At 60.6% G+C, this 21,239-nt stretch carries 19 protein-coding genes; 2 read left to right on the top strand and 17 right to left on the bottom strand.

Annotated features, from left to right (window positions below; translation table 11 throughout):
- Positions 1-76: 76 nt before the first annotated feature.
- The 13 genes from Q4F91_RS08255 to Q4F91_RS08195 all read right to left on the bottom strand — a co-directional run bounded on the left by Q4F91_RS08255 (position 77) and on the right by Q4F91_RS08195 (position 12,255).
- Positions 77-1,009: a LysR family transcriptional regulator gene (locus Q4F91_RS08255; protein WP_303336584.1), complete on the bottom strand. Its 933-nt coding sequence runs from the start codon at positions 1,007-1,009 to the stop codon at positions 77-79.
- A gap of 195 nt (positions 1,010-1,204) precedes the next feature.
- On the bottom strand, positions 1,205-1,858 hold the full coding sequence (locus tag Q4F91_RS08250) for a hypothetical protein (RefSeq protein ID WP_303336583.1): 654 nt from the start codon (positions 1,856-1,858) through the stop codon (positions 1,205-1,207).
- Positions 1,859-2,112: 254 nt separating this feature from the next.
- Positions 2,113-2,337, bottom strand: a complete 225-nt coding sequence (locus tag Q4F91_RS08245) for a hypothetical protein (protein ID WP_303336582.1) — start codon at positions 2,335-2,337, stop codon at positions 2,113-2,115.
- A 252-nt stretch (positions 2,338-2,589) separates the two neighbouring features.
- The gene (locus tag Q4F91_RS08240; RefSeq protein ID WP_303336581.1) at positions 2,590-3,072 is read right to left on the bottom strand and encodes a YjiG family protein; all 483 of its coding nucleotides are present in this window, start codon (positions 3,070-3,072) and stop codon (positions 2,590-2,592) included.
- Positions 3,065-3,733 carry a hypothetical protein gene (locus Q4F91_RS08235; RefSeq protein ID WP_303336580.1) on the bottom strand — a complete coding sequence of 223 codons (669 nt, stop codon included), beginning with the start codon at positions 3,731-3,733 and terminating at the stop codon, positions 3,065-3,067. Before Q4F91_RS08235 ends, Q4F91_RS08240 begins: the two co-directional genes overlap by 8 nt.
- A gap of 417 nt (positions 3,734-4,150) precedes the next feature.
- On the bottom strand, positions 4,151-4,636 hold the full coding sequence (locus tag Q4F91_RS08230) for a YjiG family protein (protein ID WP_303336579.1): 486 nt from the start codon (positions 4,634-4,636) through the stop codon (positions 4,151-4,153).
- Positions 4,629-5,297 (bottom strand): hypothetical protein, encoded by a 669-nt coding sequence (locus Q4F91_RS08225; RefSeq protein ID WP_303336578.1) that lies wholly within the window; start codon positions 5,295-5,297, stop codon positions 4,629-4,631. Before Q4F91_RS08225 ends, Q4F91_RS08230 begins: the two co-directional genes overlap by 8 nt.
- A gap of 429 nt (positions 5,298-5,726) precedes the next feature.
- Complete coding sequence (locus tag Q4F91_RS08220) at positions 5,727-6,212, bottom strand: YjiG family protein (protein ID WP_303336577.1); 486 nt, start codon at positions 6,210-6,212, stop codon at positions 5,727-5,729.
- On the bottom strand, positions 6,205-6,873 hold the full coding sequence (locus Q4F91_RS08215; protein ID WP_303336575.1) for a hypothetical protein: 669 nt from the start codon (positions 6,871-6,873) through the stop codon (positions 6,205-6,207). Before Q4F91_RS08215 ends, Q4F91_RS08220 begins: the two co-directional genes overlap by 8 nt.
- Before the next feature lie 367 nt (positions 6,874-7,240).
- The gene (locus Q4F91_RS08210; RefSeq protein ID WP_303336574.1) at positions 7,241-7,498 is read right to left on the bottom strand and encodes a heavy-metal-associated domain-containing protein; all 258 of its coding nucleotides are present in this window, start codon (positions 7,496-7,498) and stop codon (positions 7,241-7,243) included.
- Between the two features lie 119 nt (positions 7,499-7,617).
- Positions 7,618-8,811: a hypothetical protein gene (locus tag Q4F91_RS08205; RefSeq protein ID WP_303336572.1), complete on the bottom strand. Its 1,194-nt coding sequence runs from the start codon at positions 8,809-8,811 to the stop codon at positions 7,618-7,620.
- A 68-nt stretch (positions 8,812-8,879) separates the two neighbouring features.
- Positions 8,880-9,290, bottom strand: coding sequence for a (deoxy)nucleoside triphosphate pyrophosphohydrolase (locus Q4F91_RS08200; protein WP_303336570.1), 411 nt, complete (start codon positions 9,288-9,290; stop codon positions 8,880-8,882).
- Between the two features lie 4 nt (positions 9,291-9,294).
- Positions 9,295-12,255, bottom strand: coding sequence for a DUF3427 domain-containing protein (locus Q4F91_RS08195; protein WP_303336568.1), 2,961 nt, complete (start codon positions 12,253-12,255; stop codon positions 9,295-9,297).
- A 270-nt stretch (positions 12,256-12,525) separates the two neighbouring features.
- On the opposite strand from Q4F91_RS08195, the gene Q4F91_RS08190 reads away from it, so the two are divergent.
- Entirely contained in the window at positions 12,526-13,029 is a 504-nt protein-coding gene (locus tag Q4F91_RS08190) for a hypothetical protein (RefSeq protein WP_303336566.1), read from the top strand.
- A 35-nt stretch (positions 13,030-13,064) separates the two neighbouring features.
- Here Q4F91_RS08190 and Q4F91_RS08185 read toward each other — a convergent pair whose 3' ends face one another.
- From Q4F91_RS08185 to carA, 3 genes are all read right to left on the bottom strand, one after another.
- Entirely contained in the window at positions 13,065-13,994 is a 930-nt protein-coding gene (locus Q4F91_RS08185) for a putative phage abortive infection protein (RefSeq protein WP_303336565.1), read from the bottom strand.
- A 133-nt stretch (positions 13,995-14,127) separates the two neighbouring features.
- Positions 14,128-17,373 carry a carbamoyl-phosphate synthase large subunit gene (gene carB, locus Q4F91_RS08180; RefSeq protein ID WP_303336563.1) on the bottom strand — a complete coding sequence of 1,082 codons (3,246 nt, stop codon included), beginning with the start codon at positions 17,371-17,373 and terminating at the stop codon, positions 14,128-14,130.
- A gap of 56 nt (positions 17,374-17,429) precedes the next feature.
- Complete coding sequence (gene carA / locus Q4F91_RS08175) at positions 17,430-18,614, bottom strand: glutamine-hydrolyzing carbamoyl-phosphate synthase small subunit (protein ID WP_303336561.1); 1,185 nt, start codon at positions 18,612-18,614, stop codon at positions 17,430-17,432.
- 567 nt (positions 18,615-19,181) lie between these two features.
- Here carA and Q4F91_RS08170 point away from each other — a divergent pair.
- Complete coding sequence (locus tag Q4F91_RS08170; protein ID WP_303336559.1) at positions 19,182-19,649, top strand: Panacea domain-containing protein; 468 nt, start codon at positions 19,182-19,184, stop codon at positions 19,647-19,649.
- 6 nt (positions 19,650-19,655) lie between these two features.
- Here Q4F91_RS08170 and Q4F91_RS08165 read toward each other — a convergent pair whose 3' ends face one another.
- Positions 19,656-20,993, bottom strand: coding sequence for a hypothetical protein (locus Q4F91_RS08165; RefSeq protein ID WP_303336557.1), 1,338 nt, complete (start codon positions 20,991-20,993; stop codon positions 19,656-19,658).
- Positions 20,994-21,239 lie beyond the last annotated feature (246 nt).

Genomic DNA, 21,239 nt, shown 5'->3' with positions numbered 1-21,239 from the left:
CTGAGGGATGCGCCAGACCTCGGGAGCGGATCCGGAATCCGAACGAAGATCTGCAGGCTTCGCAAGCCCCGTGGAATCACCCGCGCTGGAACTTAGCCCCGGCGACGTCGAGCATCACCTGGATGAGTTCGCGGGCGGCCTTCGAGAGATAGCGGTCCCCGCGGTAGGCGGCGACGACCGTGCGGGCCGGGACCTCCGGGGAGATCGAGAAGCAGCGTAGCGGCTCGGCGGTCGCAGACCTTCTCGCGAGGGTCTCGGTGGTGAGCGTGACGCCCATGCCGACGCTCGCGAGCGCGAGGGCCGCGATCATCGACTCGCTCTCGAGCACCACGCGGGGCGACGCACCGGTGCGGTCGCAGAGGTCGTGGTAGAGCTTGTTCATCTTCTGGCCCTTCTTGATCACGATGAAGTTCTCGCGGTCGAGCTCGTGGAAGTCAAGCGGCGGGAACTCCTCGCCGCTGTCCTCGGGGTAGCGACGGGCGATCGGGTGGTTCACGTTCATCGCGATCAGAAGCTTCTCGGTATAGAGCTCCGTGTATTCGAGCGCCTGCCCGTGGTAGAGGGGCGAGATGACGATCGAGAAGTCCGTCGCACCCGCCATGGCGAGTTCCTCGAGCTCCTTGGTGCGGCCTTCGGCCACCTCGATCTCGATGCTCGGGAAAAGGCGGCGGAAGACGGGGAAGACCTCGGTGAGGAAGAACGTCTCTCGGTAGTCGGACGCGCCGACGATGACGTGGCCGCGGACGCCCGCCTTGATGTCATCGATCTGCTTCACGCAGGTCTCGCGCATCTGATCGATCTGGCGCTCGGTCCTGAGGAACATCTCCCCGGCCGGCGTGAGCTTCAGGGGCTTCACCTGGCGGTCGATGAGCTCGGTGCCGACCTCGGTCTCGAGACGCAGCAGAAACTGCGAGAGCGAGGGCTGCGAGATGTCGAGGAACTGCGCGGCCTTGGAGAAACTCCCCTCGGTCAAAAGCGCGGAGAGGTAGCGGCAGGTGTTGCTCGGCATCGGGGAGACTCCTTTCGGTCAGTTTGGTCGGCGGTCTTGAGGGAAAACTGCGCACAGCAGTTCCGGGCACCCGATCAGTAATTGCTGATCGAATGCCCGAAATTCCATAACCTCTAAACTATACCGAGGTTTCCCCGCCGGGTCGATGCCCTCTTCCGGACAGGCAGGAAGAGCCCGGGAGCGGCCCTGAAGCGATCAGTCGTCCGTGCGACGGCCGAAGGTGAAGCCGTAGGCGTTGCGGCAGTCCTTGTTGTACTTGCGCGAGGCCAGCCACTTCTGCCACTCCTCGATCACGCCGCGCGTGACGCGGCCGCCCGGGAACTCGGGCCAGGTGCTCATGAGGAGCGCGCGCACTGCAGTGTGCGCCTCGGCGGAGAGGGGCTCGGTGAAGTTCAGCAGACCCGTGAAGATCCAGACCGTGCGCTTCACCGCCTCGTCGGAGGCCGGGCGGATCGGGTCGGACGGGAGCGGCGCGAAGAAGAGCCGCGACGGTGTCGTGGCACGACGTCCCTTCGTGAGGGCCGTGAGGTGCTCGAGGTAGCGGATCTCGGCGCGGCGGCGCACCGTCTCCTCGTCCTCGGGGGACGCGAGATGGTCGGGCGCCGCTTCGCGGCAGCATTCGAGCATGCCGACGGGACCCGAGTCGGCGAGACGCCCGGTCAGGCGCAGCATCGCGCAGCGACGGTGCCAGGCGAGTTCGTGCTCGGCGCGCGACCCGCTCGCGGGCGCGGCATAGCGCTCGAGCGTCTGAATGACGCGCTGGCGGGCCTGCGCCTCACGGCACTCGGCGGGTTTCGGCAGACGCGCGAGGAGCGCGAGCATGCCTTCGAGCATCACAGGGGGCGCCATCCAGAGCGCCGTGTGGAGAGCCCTCTGAACGGGCGCAATACAGAACCGCTCATAAATCTCAGCGAATTCAAGACGGTTGTTCGCACGCATGGGGTTTGCCTCTTTAAGGAAAAGTTTTCGGTCCCTTCCTTCCTGAGATCATATTAGCGCGTGCAGGATCCTTCTGCAACCCCAACTCATTGATGTTTATGGAAATCTAGTAGATAACTCCTATCATTGCCGCTATCAGTTCGTTAACGAAAGTCTTCTCAGAATCACTGCTTCTTCGCCTTCTCGCGGCGCTTCTTCGCGCGTTCCTTGCGCTCCCAGCGGCGCTGCGAGGCGGTGGAGACACTGTCGGGCTTCTCGTCCTTCGGCTTCTGCGCCTTCGGTTTCTCGACGGGACGGGGTTCGTCCGCGGGGGCCGCGAGAACGGAGGCTGAGGGAAGCGCGGCGAGCGCGAGGGCGGCAGCGATGAGCGTGCGGCGGGAGGCGGTCATGTGTTCTCCTCTTCTTCGATGTCTGGTGCGGGCCTCCGGTCCAGTGAAGGACGGGAGCCCGGAATGGCGGTGGTTCGTTCAATTATGCCTGCCGCGGCCGTGTGAGCCGCTTAACCGCCGGCGAAGAAGATGGAGACCCAGCAGAAATGACAAGCTCCCGGAGGCCGGTGAGGCGTTCGGGAGCTCGCGAGATGTCCGGGTGACCGCGCTCCCCTCCGCAGTCGAGGCCGGAGAGGAGAGCGAATCAGAAGATCAGACGAAGAAGCGCATGCAGATCATCGAGATGCTGGCCATGAGGACGGAGTTCACCATCAGCACGGGCCAGTACTTCTTCGGCACATCGGCCACACCCAGGAGGCGGCCCATGTACTGGATCTGCGAAGCCATCAGAATGAAGGCCGGCGCGAGGATCGTGATGTCATGCGGGGAGAGCGTGTTGTGCGAGGCGAGGCTCGCGGCGACGCCGACGCCGGCGCCGCAGGAGAGCCACGTGGCGAGCAGAACCGTGACCGCTTCGCCCGGGAGGCCGAAGATGCCCATCACGCCGCCGCAGTACTCACCCAAGAAGTCCATCACGCCGAAGAGGCGGAGGATGTGCGTGAGCACGAACGCCATCAGCACGTTCGGCAGCAGGCTGTAGAGGCCGATGTTCAGGCCCTTCCTCAGGCCGACGATGAAGATGTCAAACGGGTTGTTCGAGGGCTTCTTCTCAGCGGTGTTGGTCGTATCACTCATTTTCGAAGTCCTTCTTGTAAACCGTGGAAAGCACCGTGCGCATGATCGCGCCGCCGACGAACTTGAAGATGAGGATCATCGCCATCGGCACCCAGACGGGGCAGAGGAAGAGCGGGAAAAGCGCCGAGACCGTGGAGTAGTAGTTGCCGATGCAGCCCGCTCCGGCGTACTGCCAGGCGCAGATCGTGATCAGATGCTTCTTCGTGATGCGGCCCTCGTCAAAGAGCGCGCGGGTGATGGCCGCGCCGCCGTCGGTCGACTGAAGGTCGGTGACGAGCGCGAGGCCGGTGTAGCCCGGGACGCCGAGGATCGGGTAGAGAAGCGGCGTGAGGAGCACCTGCGCGGCGCGCAGGGCCCCGTAGTGGGCGAGCACCTCGATGAGGCCGAGCGCGAGCATCACGCCCGGGAAGAGGCCGAGCGAGAAGAGGAAGCCCGCGCGGGCGGAGTCACCGCCCGCACCGGTGAAGGTGTTCTTCGAGCCCGCGATCGTGCCGAAGTGACCGATCAGGGTCGTGAAGTCAAAGGCACCGAGCCACTGCCTGCCTTCCGGCATGCGGTAGAAGATGCCCGAGAACATGATGATGGCGAGCGCGAGGGCGATGAAGGCACCGATGCCGACCTTCTTCTTCTCCTCGGGCGCGGAAGTCTGGGAATCCGTCATGAGATTCTCCTGGGGTAGTTGGGGAAATGCCCGGGATCAGTGCGCCCGGGCTGTTCTTTTCACCGCTTTCCAGAGAGGTTCCGCCCCGGAAATGCTCCGGGATTCACCCTCGCAAGGCATGAATGCCTGATGACAGTGCATCACCTCACCGGAAACCGGCGGCTGAGGATTTTAGGTAGGGCATACGGCTCAGGGTATACGCAGACCTCCCTACCCACACCCTGCGCGGTCAAACTGAAGGGCGGACTTTTCGCTTCCGCGGGCTGGCAGCACAGGCGAAGACGCGGATTCACAAAAAACGAAAGCTCCCGGGCCGGAGCGGCTTCGGGAGCTTCTAGGGAGCCTTCGGGCTCCCGGAATCAGGTCATTCCGCCGGAACCAAGCCGGAGGAGGAACCCGGGGTCGGATCAGCGAGGATCAGACAATGAAGAGCTTCATGCAGATCATGGCCATCAGCGTGACGACGAGCGAATTGAGCATCAGCACGGGCCAGTACTTCTTCGGCACATCGGCAACGCCCAGAAGGCGGCCCATGTACTGAATCTGCGAGGCGAGCAGAATGAAGGCCGGCGCGAGAATCGTGATGTCATGCGGGGAGAGCGTGTTGTGGGCGGCAAGGCTCGCGGCAACGCCGACACCGGCGCCGCAGGAGAGCCACGTGGCGAGCAGCACGGTGATCGCTTCGCCCGGCAGGCCGAAGAGGCCCATCACGCCGCCGCAGTACTCACCGAGGAAGTCCATCACGCCGAAGAGGCGGAGGATGTGGGTGAGCACGAACGCCATCAGCACGTTCGGCAGCAGGCTGTAGAGGCCGATGTTGAGGCCTTTCCTCAGGCCCACGATGAAGATGTCGAACGGGTTGTTCGAGGGCTTCTTCCCGGCGGTGGTTTTCGTGTCAGTCATTTTCGAAATCCTTCTTGTAAACCGTGGAGAGCACAAAGCGGATCATGGCGCCGCCGACGAACTTGAAGAGCAGGATGAAGATCACAGGGACCCACACCGGGCAGAGGAACATCGGGAAGAGTGCCGAGACCGTCGAGTAGTAGTTGTTGATGCAGCCCGCGCCGGCGTACTGCCAGGCGCAGATCGTGACCAGGTGCTTCTTGGTGATGCGGCCTTCGTCGTAGAGCGAACGGGTGATGGCAGCGCCGCCGTCGGTCGACTGGAGGTCGGTGACGAGCGCGAGGCCGGTGTAGCCCGGAACGCCGAGGATCGGGTAGAGGAGCGGAGTGAGGATCACCTGGGCGGCACGAAGAGCGCCGTAGTGGGCGAGCACTTCAATGAGGCCGAGGGCGAGCATCACGCCCGGGAAGAGAGAGAGCGAGAAGAGGAAACCCGCGCGGGCCGAGTCACCGCCGGCGCCGGTGAAGGTGTTCTTCGAGCCGGCGATCGTGCCGAAGTGGCCGATCAGGGTGGTGAAGTCGAAGGCGCCGAGCCATTCCTTGCCTGCGGGCATGCGATAGAAGACGCCCGAGAAGAGAATGATTGCGAGCGCGAGGGCGATGAAGGCGCCGATGCCGACCTTCTTCTTTTCCTCGGGCACTGCAGTTTGAGGATCAGTCATGGATGTACCCCTGGTTGATGGCAGTGGAACACCCCGTGCTCACCGGAGTTCCCCCAGATCGCTCTTCGCAGAGAAAAATGGGGAGACCCGGTTCACCGGAGTGTCGTTTATTCCCAGATCCCGAGGGTGACGTTCATCCGGGCGGTCCCGAGCATCACAAATTCAAGGCAAATCAGAGCCTTGTTTTCATGAATACCGCGCGTCGCGCACATCCCCTGAATATGGAATGCGGCATTTTATTTACATACTGCAACAAAGGCTATAGGTAGAACGCCCTACCCATTCCGCGGGCAGTCAAGACCGCCCGGCAGCTTTGCACTGTCAGGGGGCGAAACCAGGGGCAAAAGCTATCCGTCAGGGGCCCCTGACATCCTGTTTCATCCCCCGGAACCGGGAGGCCGGGAGAGGAACGGGACGGGTCACGAAGGATCAGACGATGAAGAGCTTCATGCAGACCATGGCCATCAGCGTGACACAGAGTGAATTGAGCATCAGCACCGGCCAGTACTTCTTCGGCACATCGGCGACGCCGAGGAGGCGGCCCATGTACTGGATCTGCGAGGCGAGCAGGATGAAGGCCGGCGCGAGAATCGTGATGTCATGCGGCGAGAGCGTGTTGTGCGCGGCGAGGCTCGCGGCGACGCCGACGCCGGCGCCGCAGGAGAGCCAGGTGGCGAGCAGCACCGTGATCGCCTCGCCCGGGAGACCGAAGAGCCCCATCACGCCGCCGCAGTACTCGCCCAAGAAGTCCATCACGCCGAAGAGGCGGAGGATGTGGGTGAGCACGAACGCCATCAGCACGTTCGGCAGCAGGCTGTAGAGGCCGATGTTGAGGCCTTTCCTCAGGCCCACGATGAAGATGTCGAACGGGTTGTTCGAGGGCTTCTTCCCGGCGGTGGTTTTCGTGTCAGTCATTTTCGAAATCCTTCTTGTAAACCGTGGAGAGCACAAAGCGGATCATGGCGCCGCCGACGAACTTGAAGAGCAGGATGAAGATCACAGGGACCCACACCGGGCAGAGGAACATCGGGAAGAGTGCCGAGACCGTCGAGTAGTAGTTGTTGATGCAGCCCGCGCCGGCGTACTGCCAGGCGCAGATCGTGACCAGGTGCTTCTTGGTGATGCGGCCCTCGTCGTAGAGCGAACGGGTGATGGCTGCGCCGCCGTCGGTCGACTGCAGGTCGGTGACGAGCGCGAGACCGGTGTAGCCCGGGACGCCGAGGATCGGATAGAGAAGCGGGGTGAGGAGCACCTGGGCGGCACGGAGGGCGCCGTAGTGGGCGAGCACCTCAATGAGGCCGAGGGCGAGCATCACGCCGGGAAAGAGCGTGAGCGAGAAGAGGAAGCCCGCGCGGGCGGAGTCGCCTCCGGCACCCGTGAAGGTGTTCTTCGAGCCGGCGATCGTGCCGAAGTGGCCGATCAACGTCGTGAAGTCGAAGGCTCCGAGCCATTCCCTGCCGGCGGGCATCTTGTAGAAGACACCCGAGAAGAGAATGATTGCGAGCGCGAGGGCGATGAAGGCACCTATGCCGACCTTCTTCTTTTCCTCCGGCAGTGCAGTTTTAGGATCATTCATGGTGTTAACCCTGATTGGTGGTGGAAAACACCTGATCGAAGCAAGCACCATGCCTCTCTTCCGAGAGGAAAGTCGGATTCCCCGTGGAGTGATCCCGCGGTATCCCGGGGATGAACTGCCCCCCGGGGAGCCCCGGCAATCACGGATTTCAGGCGAATCAACGGATTGATTCACCGGAGCGTCGCCCGACGCTCCAGCCCTGATACGGTATGCGGTATTGAATCCCGGGCTGTCATGGGCGGGGAACACCCCGCCCGCTACAGAAGGCAGTCAGGCCGGGACCGGCGGCTCTGCGCCGCCCGGGCATCAGAAAGGGGCGGAAACGCTCATTCTGATGCGGACGAGTTCCCCTCCGGGGAACGGCCGCTCAGCCGAAGAACTTCGCGAAGAAGCCCTTCTTCTCGTACGGCTCGCAGGCGAACGAGGTGACGCCGTAGCCCGTCGGTGCGATCGCCTCGCGGATGAGGCGCTCGTCGACGGGGTGCTCAGAGATGATCACGGCCTGCTTCTTGCCGTGGGACGCGGTGACCTTCTTCACCTCGACGGCCTTCTTGATCGTGCTGCAGATGTGCTCCTCGCACATGTTGCAGGCCATGCCGTCGATGCCGAGCGTTGTCTTGAACATGGGTGAAAAATCCTCTCAAGGTTCCCGGACGGGCCGCCCTTCTCTCTCCGAGGGACGGTACGGTGCCGGGTTCATACTGATATTGAGAGTGATTCTAACTCCCGGCGGGCTGGCGGACCTTAAGCTTTCCGGGGGACAGAGCGCTCCCCGGCCTCCTTCACGATGCGTGCAAGCGCTTCGATCGCTCCGCGGCTGCGCCTTTCGGGCGGCGTGACGGCAAGGAGCTCGGAGAGCGCGAGCCAGAGGCGTGCGCCCCGCTGATCCTCGGCGAGCAGGAACTCCCCGGCATCCCAGGGGCAGACGGGGCGGACGGTGTGGATCATGCGCTCGAATCCGGCCTTCACCGCATCGTCCACTTCCTCCCGGCCGAGCCACTCCCCCAGAGCCTGCGAGGCAAGGAAATCCTCGTACCCGAACCTGTCACTGAGATCCGGAAGGCAGCGCTTCAGGTCCTCGTCATTTCCATCGTCCCTGAACCCGAACTCCGGCACGGGTTCAAGGTTCCCGAGCCACTTGAGCGACGGCTCGGCGCGAAGAAGCTTCGATAAGGGCGCGATGCAGTTCCAGTTCAGGTTTCCGCGCCTGCCCGGGAAGCCCGTGAGCACGACCGCCGTCTCGGTCTCCTCGTGATTCCAGATCTCGTAGCGCAGGCGGCGACGCTCCCCCGGATTCTCCACCGCCGCCTCCGTGGGACCGACAACGGGGCATGCGGTGCTTCGCTCGGCTTCCGCCTCGGTGAGAAAGATCTGCCTGAACCGCTCCCAGCCGGCGTAACCGAAGCAGAGGACGAGCCGCGGACGGAATGCCCTGAGGCGTGCCTTGACGTGCTCCGCGTGTATTTTCGCCGCGTACGCTTCGTACTCCGCCTGCCCGGCGCCGCCGCAGAACTCGCTCAGTTCAGGCGTCCAGGAGCCGCTGTGGGTCGCGAGCGAGAAGATGCCGGCGTTCATGCGAAAGCCATGGCCGCCCGTTGCGAGAACGCGGTGCTTCTGGAACCATTCAAGCGCAAAAGCGCGCTTGTTTCCGCGGGTCCCGAGTTCCTCCGCGAACTTCACATCCGTGAGGCAGGCGACGAGCGCCGCTGCGCGGACCGTATAGATGTCCCTGTCGGCAGAGAAACTCGTCATGCCGGTGATGTCGCTCTTCCTGTCGGCGGAGCTCCTGAACCGCTCGATGCCCATCTCTCCACCGCCGAACTCCAGCCCGCAGACCCACACGGGGCTCCAGGGGTTGCCGCCGTCCACATCCCAGAGCGGGTCGGGCGTTTTCTCGTTATAGATTTCCGCGAATTTGGAGGCTTCGATCTGACTCATGGCGGAACCTTGACCGATGATGGAAGAAAGAGAAGGCGGGAACTTCGAATCGCCCGGCCTCAATGATCTCAGGAAAGCGTCCTGCCGTCGGGAAGGAGAATGGCCTTCAGTTTCTCGACCGCCTCGACGTCAGCAGGGAGCCAGGCAACGTCGCCGAGTTCCTCGGGGGCGAGCCAGCGGGCCGCCTCGTGCTCGAGAAGCTCGACCTTCCCGGACCGGATGGTCGCGAGGAAGCAGTGCATCGTCAGGTGAAAATTCGGGTAGTCACATTCCACCGTGGTGACGAGGCGCTCGGGCGTGATCTCGACCCCGAGTTCCTCGCGGATCTCGCGCACGATCGCCGCCTCCGGGGTCTCGCCCGGCTCCACCTTGCCGCCCGGGAACTCCCAGCCGTCCTTGAAGTCTCCGTATCCGCGCTGGGTCGCGAGCACGCGGCCCTCGTGATGGATCATCGCCGCGGACACCTCCACACGCTTCATTTCTTCATTCTCCTGTCAGATAGTCATAGAGATCACGGGGCACGGGAGTCTTCAGCCTCCACGTGACCTCGAACACGTCCTTGCCGTTCGCGAGCTTCATCGGTTCCACCTTCGTCACCGCGGGCTCCATTTCGCCGAGATAGTAGAACGCCTTCGACTCAGCGTCCTCGCGGTTGCGGCGCACGAAGAGCAGCGTGCGGATGCCGGCGTATTCGCCGAGCTTGAGCATTCGTTGCTCGTCCACGCTTCCCGGCCGGCGGCCGGTCTTCGAGATCGTGACGATCTCGGTGTCCGAGAGGAAGTGGTCATGGTACTGGATCGCCTTCTCGTCCTTCTCGTAGTTGACGAAGACCGGGAAGGTGCGGGTCGTTTTGTCAAAGAAGTACCCGCCGATGTTCTGCCCCGACTGCTGCTGCTTCCAGTCGAGCAGCCTGCAGACGTATTCGTACGTATAGGTTTCGCCGATTCTGAGGAACGTGTTCCCCGAGGCCGGCGCATAGTCGCGGTGCCAGCGCGCGAGGATGAAGTCGGCGAGCTCCTGAACAGCCTCGCGGAACGCGGGCTCGGCTCTGAGATGCGTCGCGAATGCGGCCGCAGGCTGCCAGCCGCCCTTCCCGTCCTCGTCCGTCTCGCCGTGGGGAGCGAGGATCTCGCAGCCCTGGTTCCGCACGCGGTCGTCCTCAGTCTTCTCGAAGTTGTTCGTCAGCATGCGGAAGACGTTCGCGAGATGGAAGTCGTCGGGCTCGAAGCCCGCTTCCGTCCTGAGCCGCATCACGAGCTCGTCCTTCACGTTCAGGCGGTTCTGGAGGATGGCCTGGATCACCATGGCCTCGGACGGCCGGATGCCGGTGCCGAGCTTCCTCGAGATCCAGCCGAGGAGCTTCTCGGCCGCGTCCGACATCGTGACCTTGTAGTCCTTGTCGTACTTCTTCAGGAAATGATGGTAGGAGTCGACATTGTTGACGCGGCCGAAGAACTTCACCGGATCTATCGATCCGTGCTCCTCGAAGTCGGCGAGCCTCGGAATCCTGCCGAGCTTGAACTTGAGCATCCGATACGCGTCCTTGAGCAGTGCGACGGTGTCGAGCTTCGCCGTGTCGATTGCGCGGTAGATCTGCTTCTCCGCGACCGGGTCGAAGTGCACCGAGGAGATGCCGGGCAGAGCCCGGCGTTCCGTGGAGATGAAGCGGCGGAGCCGCTCCTTCACGCAGCTGCGGTCCCCGGAGAGGGCCGTCGCGATCAGGTAGTTCTTCTCGTACGCGCCGATGAAGTCGAGGACGACCACGTATTCCTTGCCGCTGAACTTGCGGAGTCCCCTGCCGAGCTGCTGGATGAAGATGATCGCGCTCTCGGTCGGTCGCATCAGGATGATCTGGTTGACCTCGGGGATGTCCACGCCCTCGTTGAAGACGTCGACGGTGACCAAATACTCGATGAGGTTTGCACCGCACCCCGTGGCGAGGCGGCTCACGAGCTCCTCGCGACGCTCCTGGGAGTCATCGCCAGTGACGGCCTCGGCCGGATGACCGTTCCGCGTGAGGTACTTCGCGAGGTTCGCGGCCTCCGCTTTCGAGCTCACGAAGACGAGGCCGTGGACGCGGTCACCGCTCGCGCCATAGTAGAGCGCTTCCTCGAGCATGTGACCGAACTGGCTCTCTTCGCTCAGCTCAATGAACCGCTTCGTGTCGATCGTCTGTTTCTCGAGCTCGAGGCTCGCGATGCCGAAGTAGTGGAACGGCGTGAGGAAGTCGTTCTCGAGGGCCTGCTGCAGGCGGATCTCGCAGGCGATGTTGTGATGGAAGAGCCCGTAGATGTCGTAGCCGTCCATGCGGTCGGGGCTGCCCGTCATGCCGAGCCAGAATTTGGGCTTCAGGTACGACATGATCTTCCGGTAGCTCGGCGCGCCGGCGCGGTGCACCTCGTCGATGATGACGAGGTCGAAGGTGCCCGGCGGGAAGGAGTTCAGGACGTCATCCCGCGAGAAGGTCTGCATCGTGGCGAAGAGCCAGCGGGCGTTGTCGATATTCTTCTGCGTGCCCGAGAGGACCGCGAACCTGCCGGAGTCATCTCCGAGCACCCGCCTGAAGCTTTCGCACGCCTGGCGGGCGATCTGCTCGCGGTGAACGAGAAAGAGCATGCGCACAGGCTCGATCCGGGCGGTGGCGAAGGCCGCGGCGTAGGTCTTGCCGGTGCCGGTGGCGGAGATGAGGAGCGCACGCTTCTCGCCGGCGGCCCGGAGCACCTCGAGGCGCTCGACAAACTCGACCTGCATGGCGTTGGGAACGAGCTTCGGCGTGACGGGCTTCGCGAGCACATCGGCGTACTTTCGTGCGTCCCGCTGGGCGACGCTGATGCTGTGGTACTCGGCCTCGTAGGCATCGATCACCTCGGCAGCATCCTCGGCCTCGTCGCGCTCCCAGAGCATGCGGAACTCGGCTTCGACGGCCTTCGCGATCTCGCCCGTCTCCTCGGAGACGAAGCGCGTGTTCCACTCGCGGTTCGTGGCGAGCGCGGTGGCCGTGAGGTTGGAGCTGCCGATCAGGATGCGGCATAGACCGTTCGAGCGGAAGATGTAGCCCTTCGTGTGGAACCCTTCCCCGCTTGCGCCGCCCGTGCGGTAGATCTTCACCTCCAGATTCGGGAGCTTCATCAGCTGCCGGATAGCCTGAGGCTCGGTGAAGTAGAGGTAGTCCGTCGTGAGAATCCGACCCTGCACGCCGCGTTCGGCAAGTTTCTTGAGGAGCATCAGGAGCGGCGCGATGCCGCCCTTCGTGATGAACGCGACGCTGATCGCGAAGCGGTCGCACCACTCGAGCGCGGTCTCGATCTCCGTGAGTACGCGCATCCCGCGGGCCTTGTCGTTGACGACGAGCGAGGTGCGGTAGTGCGGTACCGAATCGTGCGCAGCGTCAATGAAGGAGGTGACGAGGCTTTCGTGGAGCGAGGAACTGGGGCTGGAGGGCATGGGAACTGGTGTCCAGGGCTGAGGGAGACGAAGGACACTAGGATAGCAGCTTTTAGTATAGAATTGGTAATATATTTTTTAATATACATTAATACAAAACTTATATTTAAAATTGATAAAATTATGGAGAAGAATTTAAAAAGTAAGTCTTTTAATTAAAAATTTACTTTCAGAATTCTCTGCATATTAGCGTTATTCTTTTAGCTGCAGATCAGTAGATCACGTATAAATTCATTCAATTAACATTTTATAATATTTTAAAGTTCTGATATGTTACCCTTTAGTAAACCAGAAGAATTTACGATAATCAATACCGACGGAGAAATATTCCAAGCAATTGGAAGGTTTACCGGAGATTTATTGATTGTAGAGAAGCCAAATTTCGATATAGAAGTTGACGATACTATATTAAAAAAGAGTCATACAGGTAAACAAATCCGCTATACCGTGACAGAAGTGAATTATTTTGAACGTGGAATAACACATATCAGGCACCCTCATTACCAAATTAAATTCATACCAGAAAAACAAATCAAAGAAAATTCGGCAAGCACAAATGTAAGCATCAAAAATAGTTCAAACATTATCATTGGAGATAATAATACCCAAGTTTTTGAACAACATCTATTACATCTAATTGATGAAATTAATAAATCAAATTTTTCAGAAGACGAAAAAGCCAATGCCAAAAATTTATTAAAAAAACTCCTTACCAATCCCGTTGTTGCCTCCGTGGTTGGGGGCTTGACATCTGCTGTATTATCAAATCTTTAATTATATAAAATTTGCACAAAAGAAATTACATTAAGTTAATAATTATATTCGAAATACTTTTTTATATATTTATCAAAATACACCGTATCAATCCATCCCCAGCCCACATCAGAATGAACATGGCATTTTAATAAATTAAATTCGAAGTCTGATAATTGAGCTACAAGAATCTTAATCAAATCCTCTTTTTCTTCACTTGACAGTATAGACGACTCATCTATCATTTTAATCGTACTATACATATTTCTAAAATATGCACTTAATCTACTACCATTAGCATTTATGCAGACGCCTTTCTCTTCCTTATAAAATTTCCAAAATTCACAAAACACAAGATCACAATATTTTGGATTATCTTTCAGCCATTCATATATTCCTTTATTGACAAATATAATATTCTCCTTTTTAATATGTTTTGGCATAGCAAACCCTGAGCAAAATATCAGATACGCAATCTTCCAAAGTTCATCCTCCTTACATTCAACTTTGTTATATAAAACTATAAGTTTTAAATTATTAAATATATCTGTCAACTGCATATTCAAATTTTTAAGAGCCTCCTTTCCTTTTACTACTTCATTTTTCTCCCGATCTTTTGTGCTTATCTGTTCTATCTGAAATTTATGAAAATTCATCATTTCAAAATAATTCGTTTTCAGTGATGCCTTTTGGTTTTCTAAATTTTGTTTATAGTTAGTATAAATGAGTACAAGAAACCCTAATGCCACAAAAATTGTTCCATATACACCGGCACTGTAATTTCCAAATTTAGATTCAACATCATAATATTCGTGTGATGTTGCTTCAAAATGTACCACATAAAACTTATATAATTCCGCAATAAACACGAAAGCCGTACAGATACTGATAACAAAACAAGTAGGGAGCAACCACTTGATACCAATATTTCCGAATTTTAATTTTATGGAATAAAATAAATTATTAAAATATTTTATAATGTTCATAATACAATCTTGCTAAAATAAAACCCGCCTCTAGAATAACTCTAGAAACGGGCTTCTCATGAAGGCATATAGTGCCTATTTCAGACCTCAGGCGGAATATCCATCCCGCTTGAGTCCGTGAACAATGGCGTCGTCAGTCGATGATACCGCGGTGGAGCGACTGGAGATCACGCACCTTCTCGGACATCTCGCCGTGGCGGATGCCCTCGGCGGCGGCCAGGCCGCCGGCCATCGTGGTGTAGTAGGTCGTCTGCTCGGCGAGGCAGGTCTGACGAATCGCGCGCGCGTCGTCAAGCTCACCCTCGTGCTCGGCAACCGACATCACCACGAGTTGGATCTCCTTGTTCTTGATCAGGTCAAGAATGTTCGGACGGCCCTCGTGGACGCGGTTCACGCTACGGCAGGGGATGCCCGCGGCCTGAATCTGGTGCGCGGTGCCTGCCGTGGCGATCAGCTTGAAGCCGGCGTGATGAAGCTCGTGAGCGGCGATCGCAACCTTCGGCTTGTCGGAGTCACGCACCGAGAGGAAGCAGAGGCCGCTCGACGGGAGCTTCGACGCGGCGGCGAGCTGGCTCTTGCGAAGCGCTTCGCCGAAGTCGCTGCCGATGCCCATCACTTCGCCGGTGGAGCGCATCTCCGGCCCGAGGACCGGATCGACACCGAGGAACTTCGCGAACGGGAAGACGGCTTCCTTCACGGAGAAGTACTCGGGAGCCTTCTCGAGCTCCTCGACCGTGAGGCCCTGGTCGGCGAGCTTGTCGCCCACCATGCAGCGGACGGCAATCTTCGCGAGCTGGTGACCGGTCGCCTTGGAGACGAACGGAACCGTACGCGAGGCACGCGGGTTCACCTCAAGCACGTAGACGACCGGCTTCTCGGAGTGGGCTTCCTTCACGGCGAACTGAACGTTCATCAGACCCACGACCTTGAGCGCACGGGCCATCTCGCGCGTCTGGCGGCGGATCTCCGCGATGAGCGCGGGCGAGAGGCTGTAGGGCGGGAGCGAGCAGGCGGAGTCACCGGAGTGCACGCCGGCCTGTTCGATATGCTCCATGACACCCGCGACCGCGACGACATCGCCGTCGCAGACCGCGTCAACGTCCATCTCGACCGCATCGTCAAGGAAGCGGTCAAGAAGCACGGGCTCCTCAGGGCTCACCTTCACGGCCTCGTGCATGTACTTGATGAGGCGCTCGGGCGTGTGAACGATCTCCATCGCGCGGCCGCCGAGAACATAGCTCGGGCGGACGACAAGCGGGTAGCCCACTTCCTCGGCCTTCTTCAGGGCCTCTTCCTCGGAGAACGCGGTGCGGTTGGGCGGCTGACGGAGGTTGAGTTCCTCGATCAGGGCCTGGAAGCGGCCGCGGTCCTCGGCGCAGTCGATGGCATCCGGGGTCGTGCCGATGATGGGCACGCCGTGGGCCTCGAGCGCGCGGCAGATCTTGAGCGGGGTCTGACCGCCGTACTGGACGATCACGCCCTGGGGCTTCTCAACCGCGCAGATCGCGAGCACGTCCTCGAGCGTGACGGGCTCGAAGTACAGGCGATCCGACGTGTCGTAGTCGGTCGAGACGGTCTCCGGGTTGCAGTTGATCATGATCGACTCCCAGCCGTCCTCGTGCAGAGCCATGGAGGCGTGCACGCAGCAGTAGTCGAACTCGATGCCCTGGCCGATGCGGTTCGGACCGCCGCCGAGAACGATGATCTTCTTGCGGTCGGTGGGGTTGGCCTCCGAGGCGCGGCTGCGCTCGTAGGTCGAGTAGAGGTAGGCGGTCGTGGTCGCGAACTCCGCGGCGCACGTGTCAACGCGCTTGTAGGACGGGAGCACCCCGAGGCCCTGGCGGGTCGTGCGGACCTTCTCCTCGTCCGCGTCCGAGAGGAGCGCGGCGATGCGGCGGTCGGAGAAACCGCGGCTCTTGAGTTCCCAGAAATCGTCCTCGTCGAGTTCGGCCAACGCATGGCCGGCGATCGAGCCCTCGACCCTGACGAGTTCCTCGATCTGGCGGAGGAACCAACGGTCGATCTTGGTCGAGTTGAAGACTTCCTCGACGGACATGCCGATGCGGAACGCGTCGGCGACGAAGAAGAGACGCTCGGGGCCGGGCTCGGCGATCTCGCGGAGGATCGTGGAGCGGTCGGAGGTCTTCGAGTCGAGACCGCACTTGCCGGTCTCGAGTCCGCGCAGGGCCTTCTGCAGCGACTCCTCAAAGGTGCGGCCGATCGCCATCACCTCGCCCACGGACTTCATCTGGGTCGTGAGGCGGTCATCGGCGGCCGGGAACTTCTCAAAGGCGAAGCGCGGCACCTTGGTGACGACGTAGTCGATCGCGGGCTCGAACGAGGCCGGCGTGAGACCGCCCGTCATTTCGTTCTTGAGCTCGTCGAGCGTATAGCCCACGGCGAGCTTCGCGGCGATCTTGGCGATCGGGAAGCCGGTGGCCTTCGAGGCAAGCGCGGAGGAGCGCGACACACGCGGGTTCATCTCGATCACGATCATGCGGCCGTTGTCGGGGTTCACCGCGAACTGGACGTTCGATCCGCCCGTGTCAACGCCGATGGCACGGAGAACCGCCATCGAGGCGTCACGCATCGCCTGGTATTCCTTGTCGGTGAGCGTCTGGGCCGGAGCGACCGTGATGGAGTCGCCGGTGTGCACGCCCATCGGATCGAGGTTCTCGATCGAGCAGACGATGATGCAGTTGTCCGCCTTGTCGCGGACGACTTCCATCTCGTACTCCTTCCAGCCGAGGAGCGACTCTTCAATGAGCACCTCGCTCGTCGGGGAGAGTTCGAGACCGCGCGTGACGATTGAGAGGAACTCCTCCATGTTGTAGGCGATGCCGCCGCCGGTGCCGCCGAGCGTGAAGCTCGGGCGGATGACCGCGGGGAAGCCCACCGTCTTCTGGAGCGCAAGAGCCTCTTCAAGCGTGTGCGCAGCACCGGAGCGGGCGCTCTCAAGACCGATGTCGGTCATGATCTTCTTGAAGCGCTCGCGGTCCTCGGCCTTGTCGATGGCCTCGGGCGTGGCACCGATCAGTTCGACGCCCCAGCGGCGGAGCACGCCGTGGTGCGCGAGGTCCATCGCGCAGTTCAGAGCCGTCTGACCGCCCATCGTCGGGAGGATCGCGTCCGGGCGCTCCTTCTCGATGATGCGGGCCACCGTCTCCCAGGTGATCGGCTCGATGTAGGTCGCATCCGCCGTCTGCGGATCCGTCATGATCGTCGCCGGGTTGGAGTTGACGAGGATGGTGCGGTAGCCCTCTTCGCGCAGGACGCGGCAGGCCTGGACGCCGGAGTAGTCAAATTCGCAGGCCTGACCGATGATGATCGGGCCGGCACCGATGATGAGAATGGAATGGATGTCTGTACGCTTCGCCATTTTTCACTCGTATTTTTTCAATTCTGTTCTGCAGTGCTTTACCTGAATTTTGTAGATCAGGCGCGGCGGCGCTCGGCGAGCGCCTTGGCGAACTTCTCGAAGAGAACGTCGATGTCGTGCGGGCCGGGGCTCGCCTCCGGGTGACCCTGGAAGCAGAAGGCCGGGGCATCCTCAAGGCAGAAGCCCTGGAGAGAACCGTCGAAGAGCGAGCGGTGCGTCGCGCGGGCGTTCGCCGGCAGCGTCGAGGCATCGACCGCGAAGCCGTGGTTCTGGCTCGTGATCGCCACGCGCTTGGTCTCGATGTTTTCGACCGGGTGGTTAGCACCGTGATGACCGAACTTCATCTTGAGCGTCTTCGCACCGACCGCGAGGCCCATGATCTGGTGACCGAGGCAGATGCCGAAGAGCGGGATCTTCGCGGCGATCGCCTGCTGCGCGACCTTGATCGCGTAGTCGCAGGGGGCGGGGTCGCCGGGGCCGTTCGAGAGGAAGAGTCCGTCGGGCTCGTAGGCCATGGCTTCCTCGAACGGGGTCTTCGCGGGCACGACCGTCACGCGGATGCCGCGGTCGGCCATGAGGCGCAGGATGTTCGTCTTGATGCCGAAGTCATAGGCGACGACGTGGTACGGGAAGGCGACGGGCTGGCGGAAGCCGGCGGGCTCACCCTCGCGGGAGGGCTCCCAGGAGCCCTCGGTCCACTCGTAGACCTTGTCGGTCGTGACGGTCTGGGCGAGATCCTGACCGGCCATCGAGCCCCAGGCGAGCGCAGCCTCACGGGCCTTCGCGATGTCCTCGTCGGTGATCTTCTGCCCCATCTCGGCGCAGAGAATGGCACCGGCCTGGGCACCGGTCGTGCGCAGGTGAATCGTGAGGGCGCGCGTGTCAACGCCGGCGATCGCCTTGATGCCGGCGGCCTTGAGCGCAGCGGGGAGCGACTGCTTCGCACGCCAGTTGCTCGGCTCGTCCGTCGCCGCCTTGACGATCAGGCCCGCGGCATGAATGCTTCGGGACTCCATGTCCTCGGGGTTCACGCCGACGTTGCCGATGTGGGCGCACGTGAGGGTCACGAGCTGCCCGGTGTAGGACGGGTCGGTGAGAATTTCCTGATAGCCGGTCATGGAAGTGTTGAAGACCACCTCGCCGACGGTCAGGCCGGACGCGCCGATGGCTTCACCCTGAAAAACGGCGCCGTCAGCAAGGACGAGCGCCGCCGCGGGACGGGAATGCGCAATAAGTGCCACGATGGATTTCCTCTCTGGGGTACAAACGGGGTCGGAGTGCTCTTTCTCTCAGGTCCCCTCTTCGCACTCGTTACGGCCTCCCGCTCGGGGAGGCCATCCCGGCCGGGGATCAGTGTCCCTCCGGAAGGAGAGGCAGCCGTACGCCAGACCGGGAGAGTGCTGTCAAGGGCGGCACTCCGGGATTTCAGCATGGCCGAAAGTCTATCCACGCCACTTTGAGATCAATGCACGTCAGGTAGGTAAATCACCTGATGGCGAGGCCGATGCCGTCAACCCGGTTCCTGTTGCGGACATTTGTCGACAAATCAGCGGGTTGATGGACAAATGGTTGATATGGTTGAAATTGTTCTTCCTGCTGCTTCGTCACATGTCTGCGCCATGTATTACAGCAATTCCCAATACCATACGGTTTATGTGCCGCTCAGAAATGCCCCGGCTGTCAGCCCTGAATACCGCTCCGACGACCTCACTGTCCGAGTCGTGTCATCGTTCCTGAATTTTCCCAATTATCATCAGGCCTGAAAGTCTTCCACCCTGATCACTCACGCCACCATGAAGGGGGTTTCCATGACGAAAGCGTTCCGCCCGGTCGACAGCCTCCAGATGATGGCCTACATCATCGGGCACTGCGTCGAGAAGGACATCGCGCTCAACGTCACCAAGCTGCAGAAGCTGATGTACTGCTGCTACGGCTGCGTGCTCGCCCGCTTCGGCGCTCGTCTGACGGACGAGTATCCGGAGGCCTGGCAGTTCGGCCCCGTCTTCCCGGAGGCTCTGCGCAGCGCCCGGTTCTTCAGTCTCGACGACTTCCTCGGAAAAGCCACGCCTGAGGTGACTGCCCTGCCCGCCGACGTCATTGCACTGGTCAACGACGCGGTGGATTACTTCGGTCAGTTCAAAGCCGCCCAGCTGTCCGACTGGAGTCAACGTCCGAACTCTCCCTGGGCCAGAGCCACGCATGGCGGGAAATTTCTGTACAGCCGCCTTGAGGATTCAGACATCTCCTCCTACTTCAGGAGAAATGTGCTCGCCTGACTGACTTCAGGGAACCGGAATGTCCGAAACCGGATCCGCCAGATCAATCCTCACGCCGTCCACCGAGTCGCCGACAAGACGGATTCTCCAGACGGAGCCGCCCTCGGTCTCCACCTTCTCCATGAGCGGGGCTACGGAAGCCCCCATCGGGAGGTCGCCGTTGCCGCAGGCGATCAGGTCCACGACCTCAAGAACGGGCTGCGGAAGATCCGCAGCGAGATTCCATTCGACATTGGCCTTGCCGGCGGAGTCGAGCTCGGCGTTGAGGCCGGCGGAGACGGAGGCACGCTCCTTCCCATCCTTTCCTGTGGAGAAGGAGAGGTCGGAGAGTTCAAAGCGCATGGGGCCGGCGGCCTTCAGCGTCTCGATGAAGTGGTCCCTGGAGAGCGACTCGAAGAGCGCGATCGGCACTTCCTTCGCGGAGAGCGAGAACCTGAAGTCCTGCCCGTCGAGCGTCTTCTCGACACGGTCATTGGTCTGGTTCACGACGATCGTGGGGGAGAGCCGTATTCGGATCTTCTCCGCCTCGGACTCATAGAGGCCGTCAAGCAGGTTCTCCTGAACCGCCTTGGTCTGGCTGAGCCTTGAGGTGACCTTCGAGAAGCCGGCTTCAAGGATGCCTCTGCGGTCTCCTATCCCCACTCTGCCGTCACGGACGGTGAGGGTTGCCCCTTCCATGTACCAGTCGCCCGGGGCTTTCTCAGGACGCTCCCTGGCGGTGAGCTTCACCTTGGAGTCGCTGCCGTGCATGCGGATGAAGTTGAGCGCGGGATCGGTGACCGCGAGTTCAATGTCCGGGACCTCCAGATCAAGCGCGAGCGGACCTTCAACCGGCACTTTCATGCGCAGCGTCGCCGGGGTCTTCGCCGCGACATGCCAGGCCATCGGGCCCACGCCGCGCTCAAGGGCCTCGAAGGTCATGTCAAAGGGCTGCGCCGTGGCGATGAGACGGAGATCCTCGGAGATCGACGAGATGCGGTAGCGGACAGAGAAGCGCGGGTGAATGCCGACGAGCTTCATCAGGAGCCCGGCGGTCGTGGCGGTGGTGTTGAGCGGATAGACGTCGCCCGTGAGTCCGAAGGGACCGAAGTTCGCGACGACATCGAATTCGAGCGTCACCGGTGCATGCGACGGGTCGCTTGAGAAGACGCTCGAGGCAATGGTGAGGTGAAGGCGGTCGCGGCGGGAGAGAAAGTTCTTCTCCTGCGGCGTGACGGTGAGGATCACGGATCCGGGGATGCCGTCCGAGGACGCAAGACGGTCGAGCAGCTGCGCCTGCAGGTTGTGCTGCCAGCCGATGTAGGCGGCTTCCCCGGCAAGGAACACCGCCGTGAGTGCGAACACGAGCTTTGAGTGTGTCCGCGCGTAGGTATAGAGCCGCCGCATCGAAGAGCCGTCGCCTCCTTGTTACTTTTCCAGTCCTCAGTAAACCTTAATCTGTAACTCTATGAGTTAGGGAATCGAACGGCAGGAGGAAGCGGCGGAAAGCGTCGCTTCCAACTCCTCCTCGTTGATGTCGACACCGAGTTTATCAAGAGTAGGTACCCTATCAGCCCCAAATTAGCGGTCCGCCGCCAGTGCGAGAACGTC

The organism is Sutterella sp. (genome assembly GCF_030539355.1).
Classification (GTDB): Bacteria; Pseudomonadota; Gammaproteobacteria; order Burkholderiales; family Burkholderiaceae_F; genus Sutterella.
This window is presented reverse-complemented; position numbering and strand designations above follow the sequence as displayed.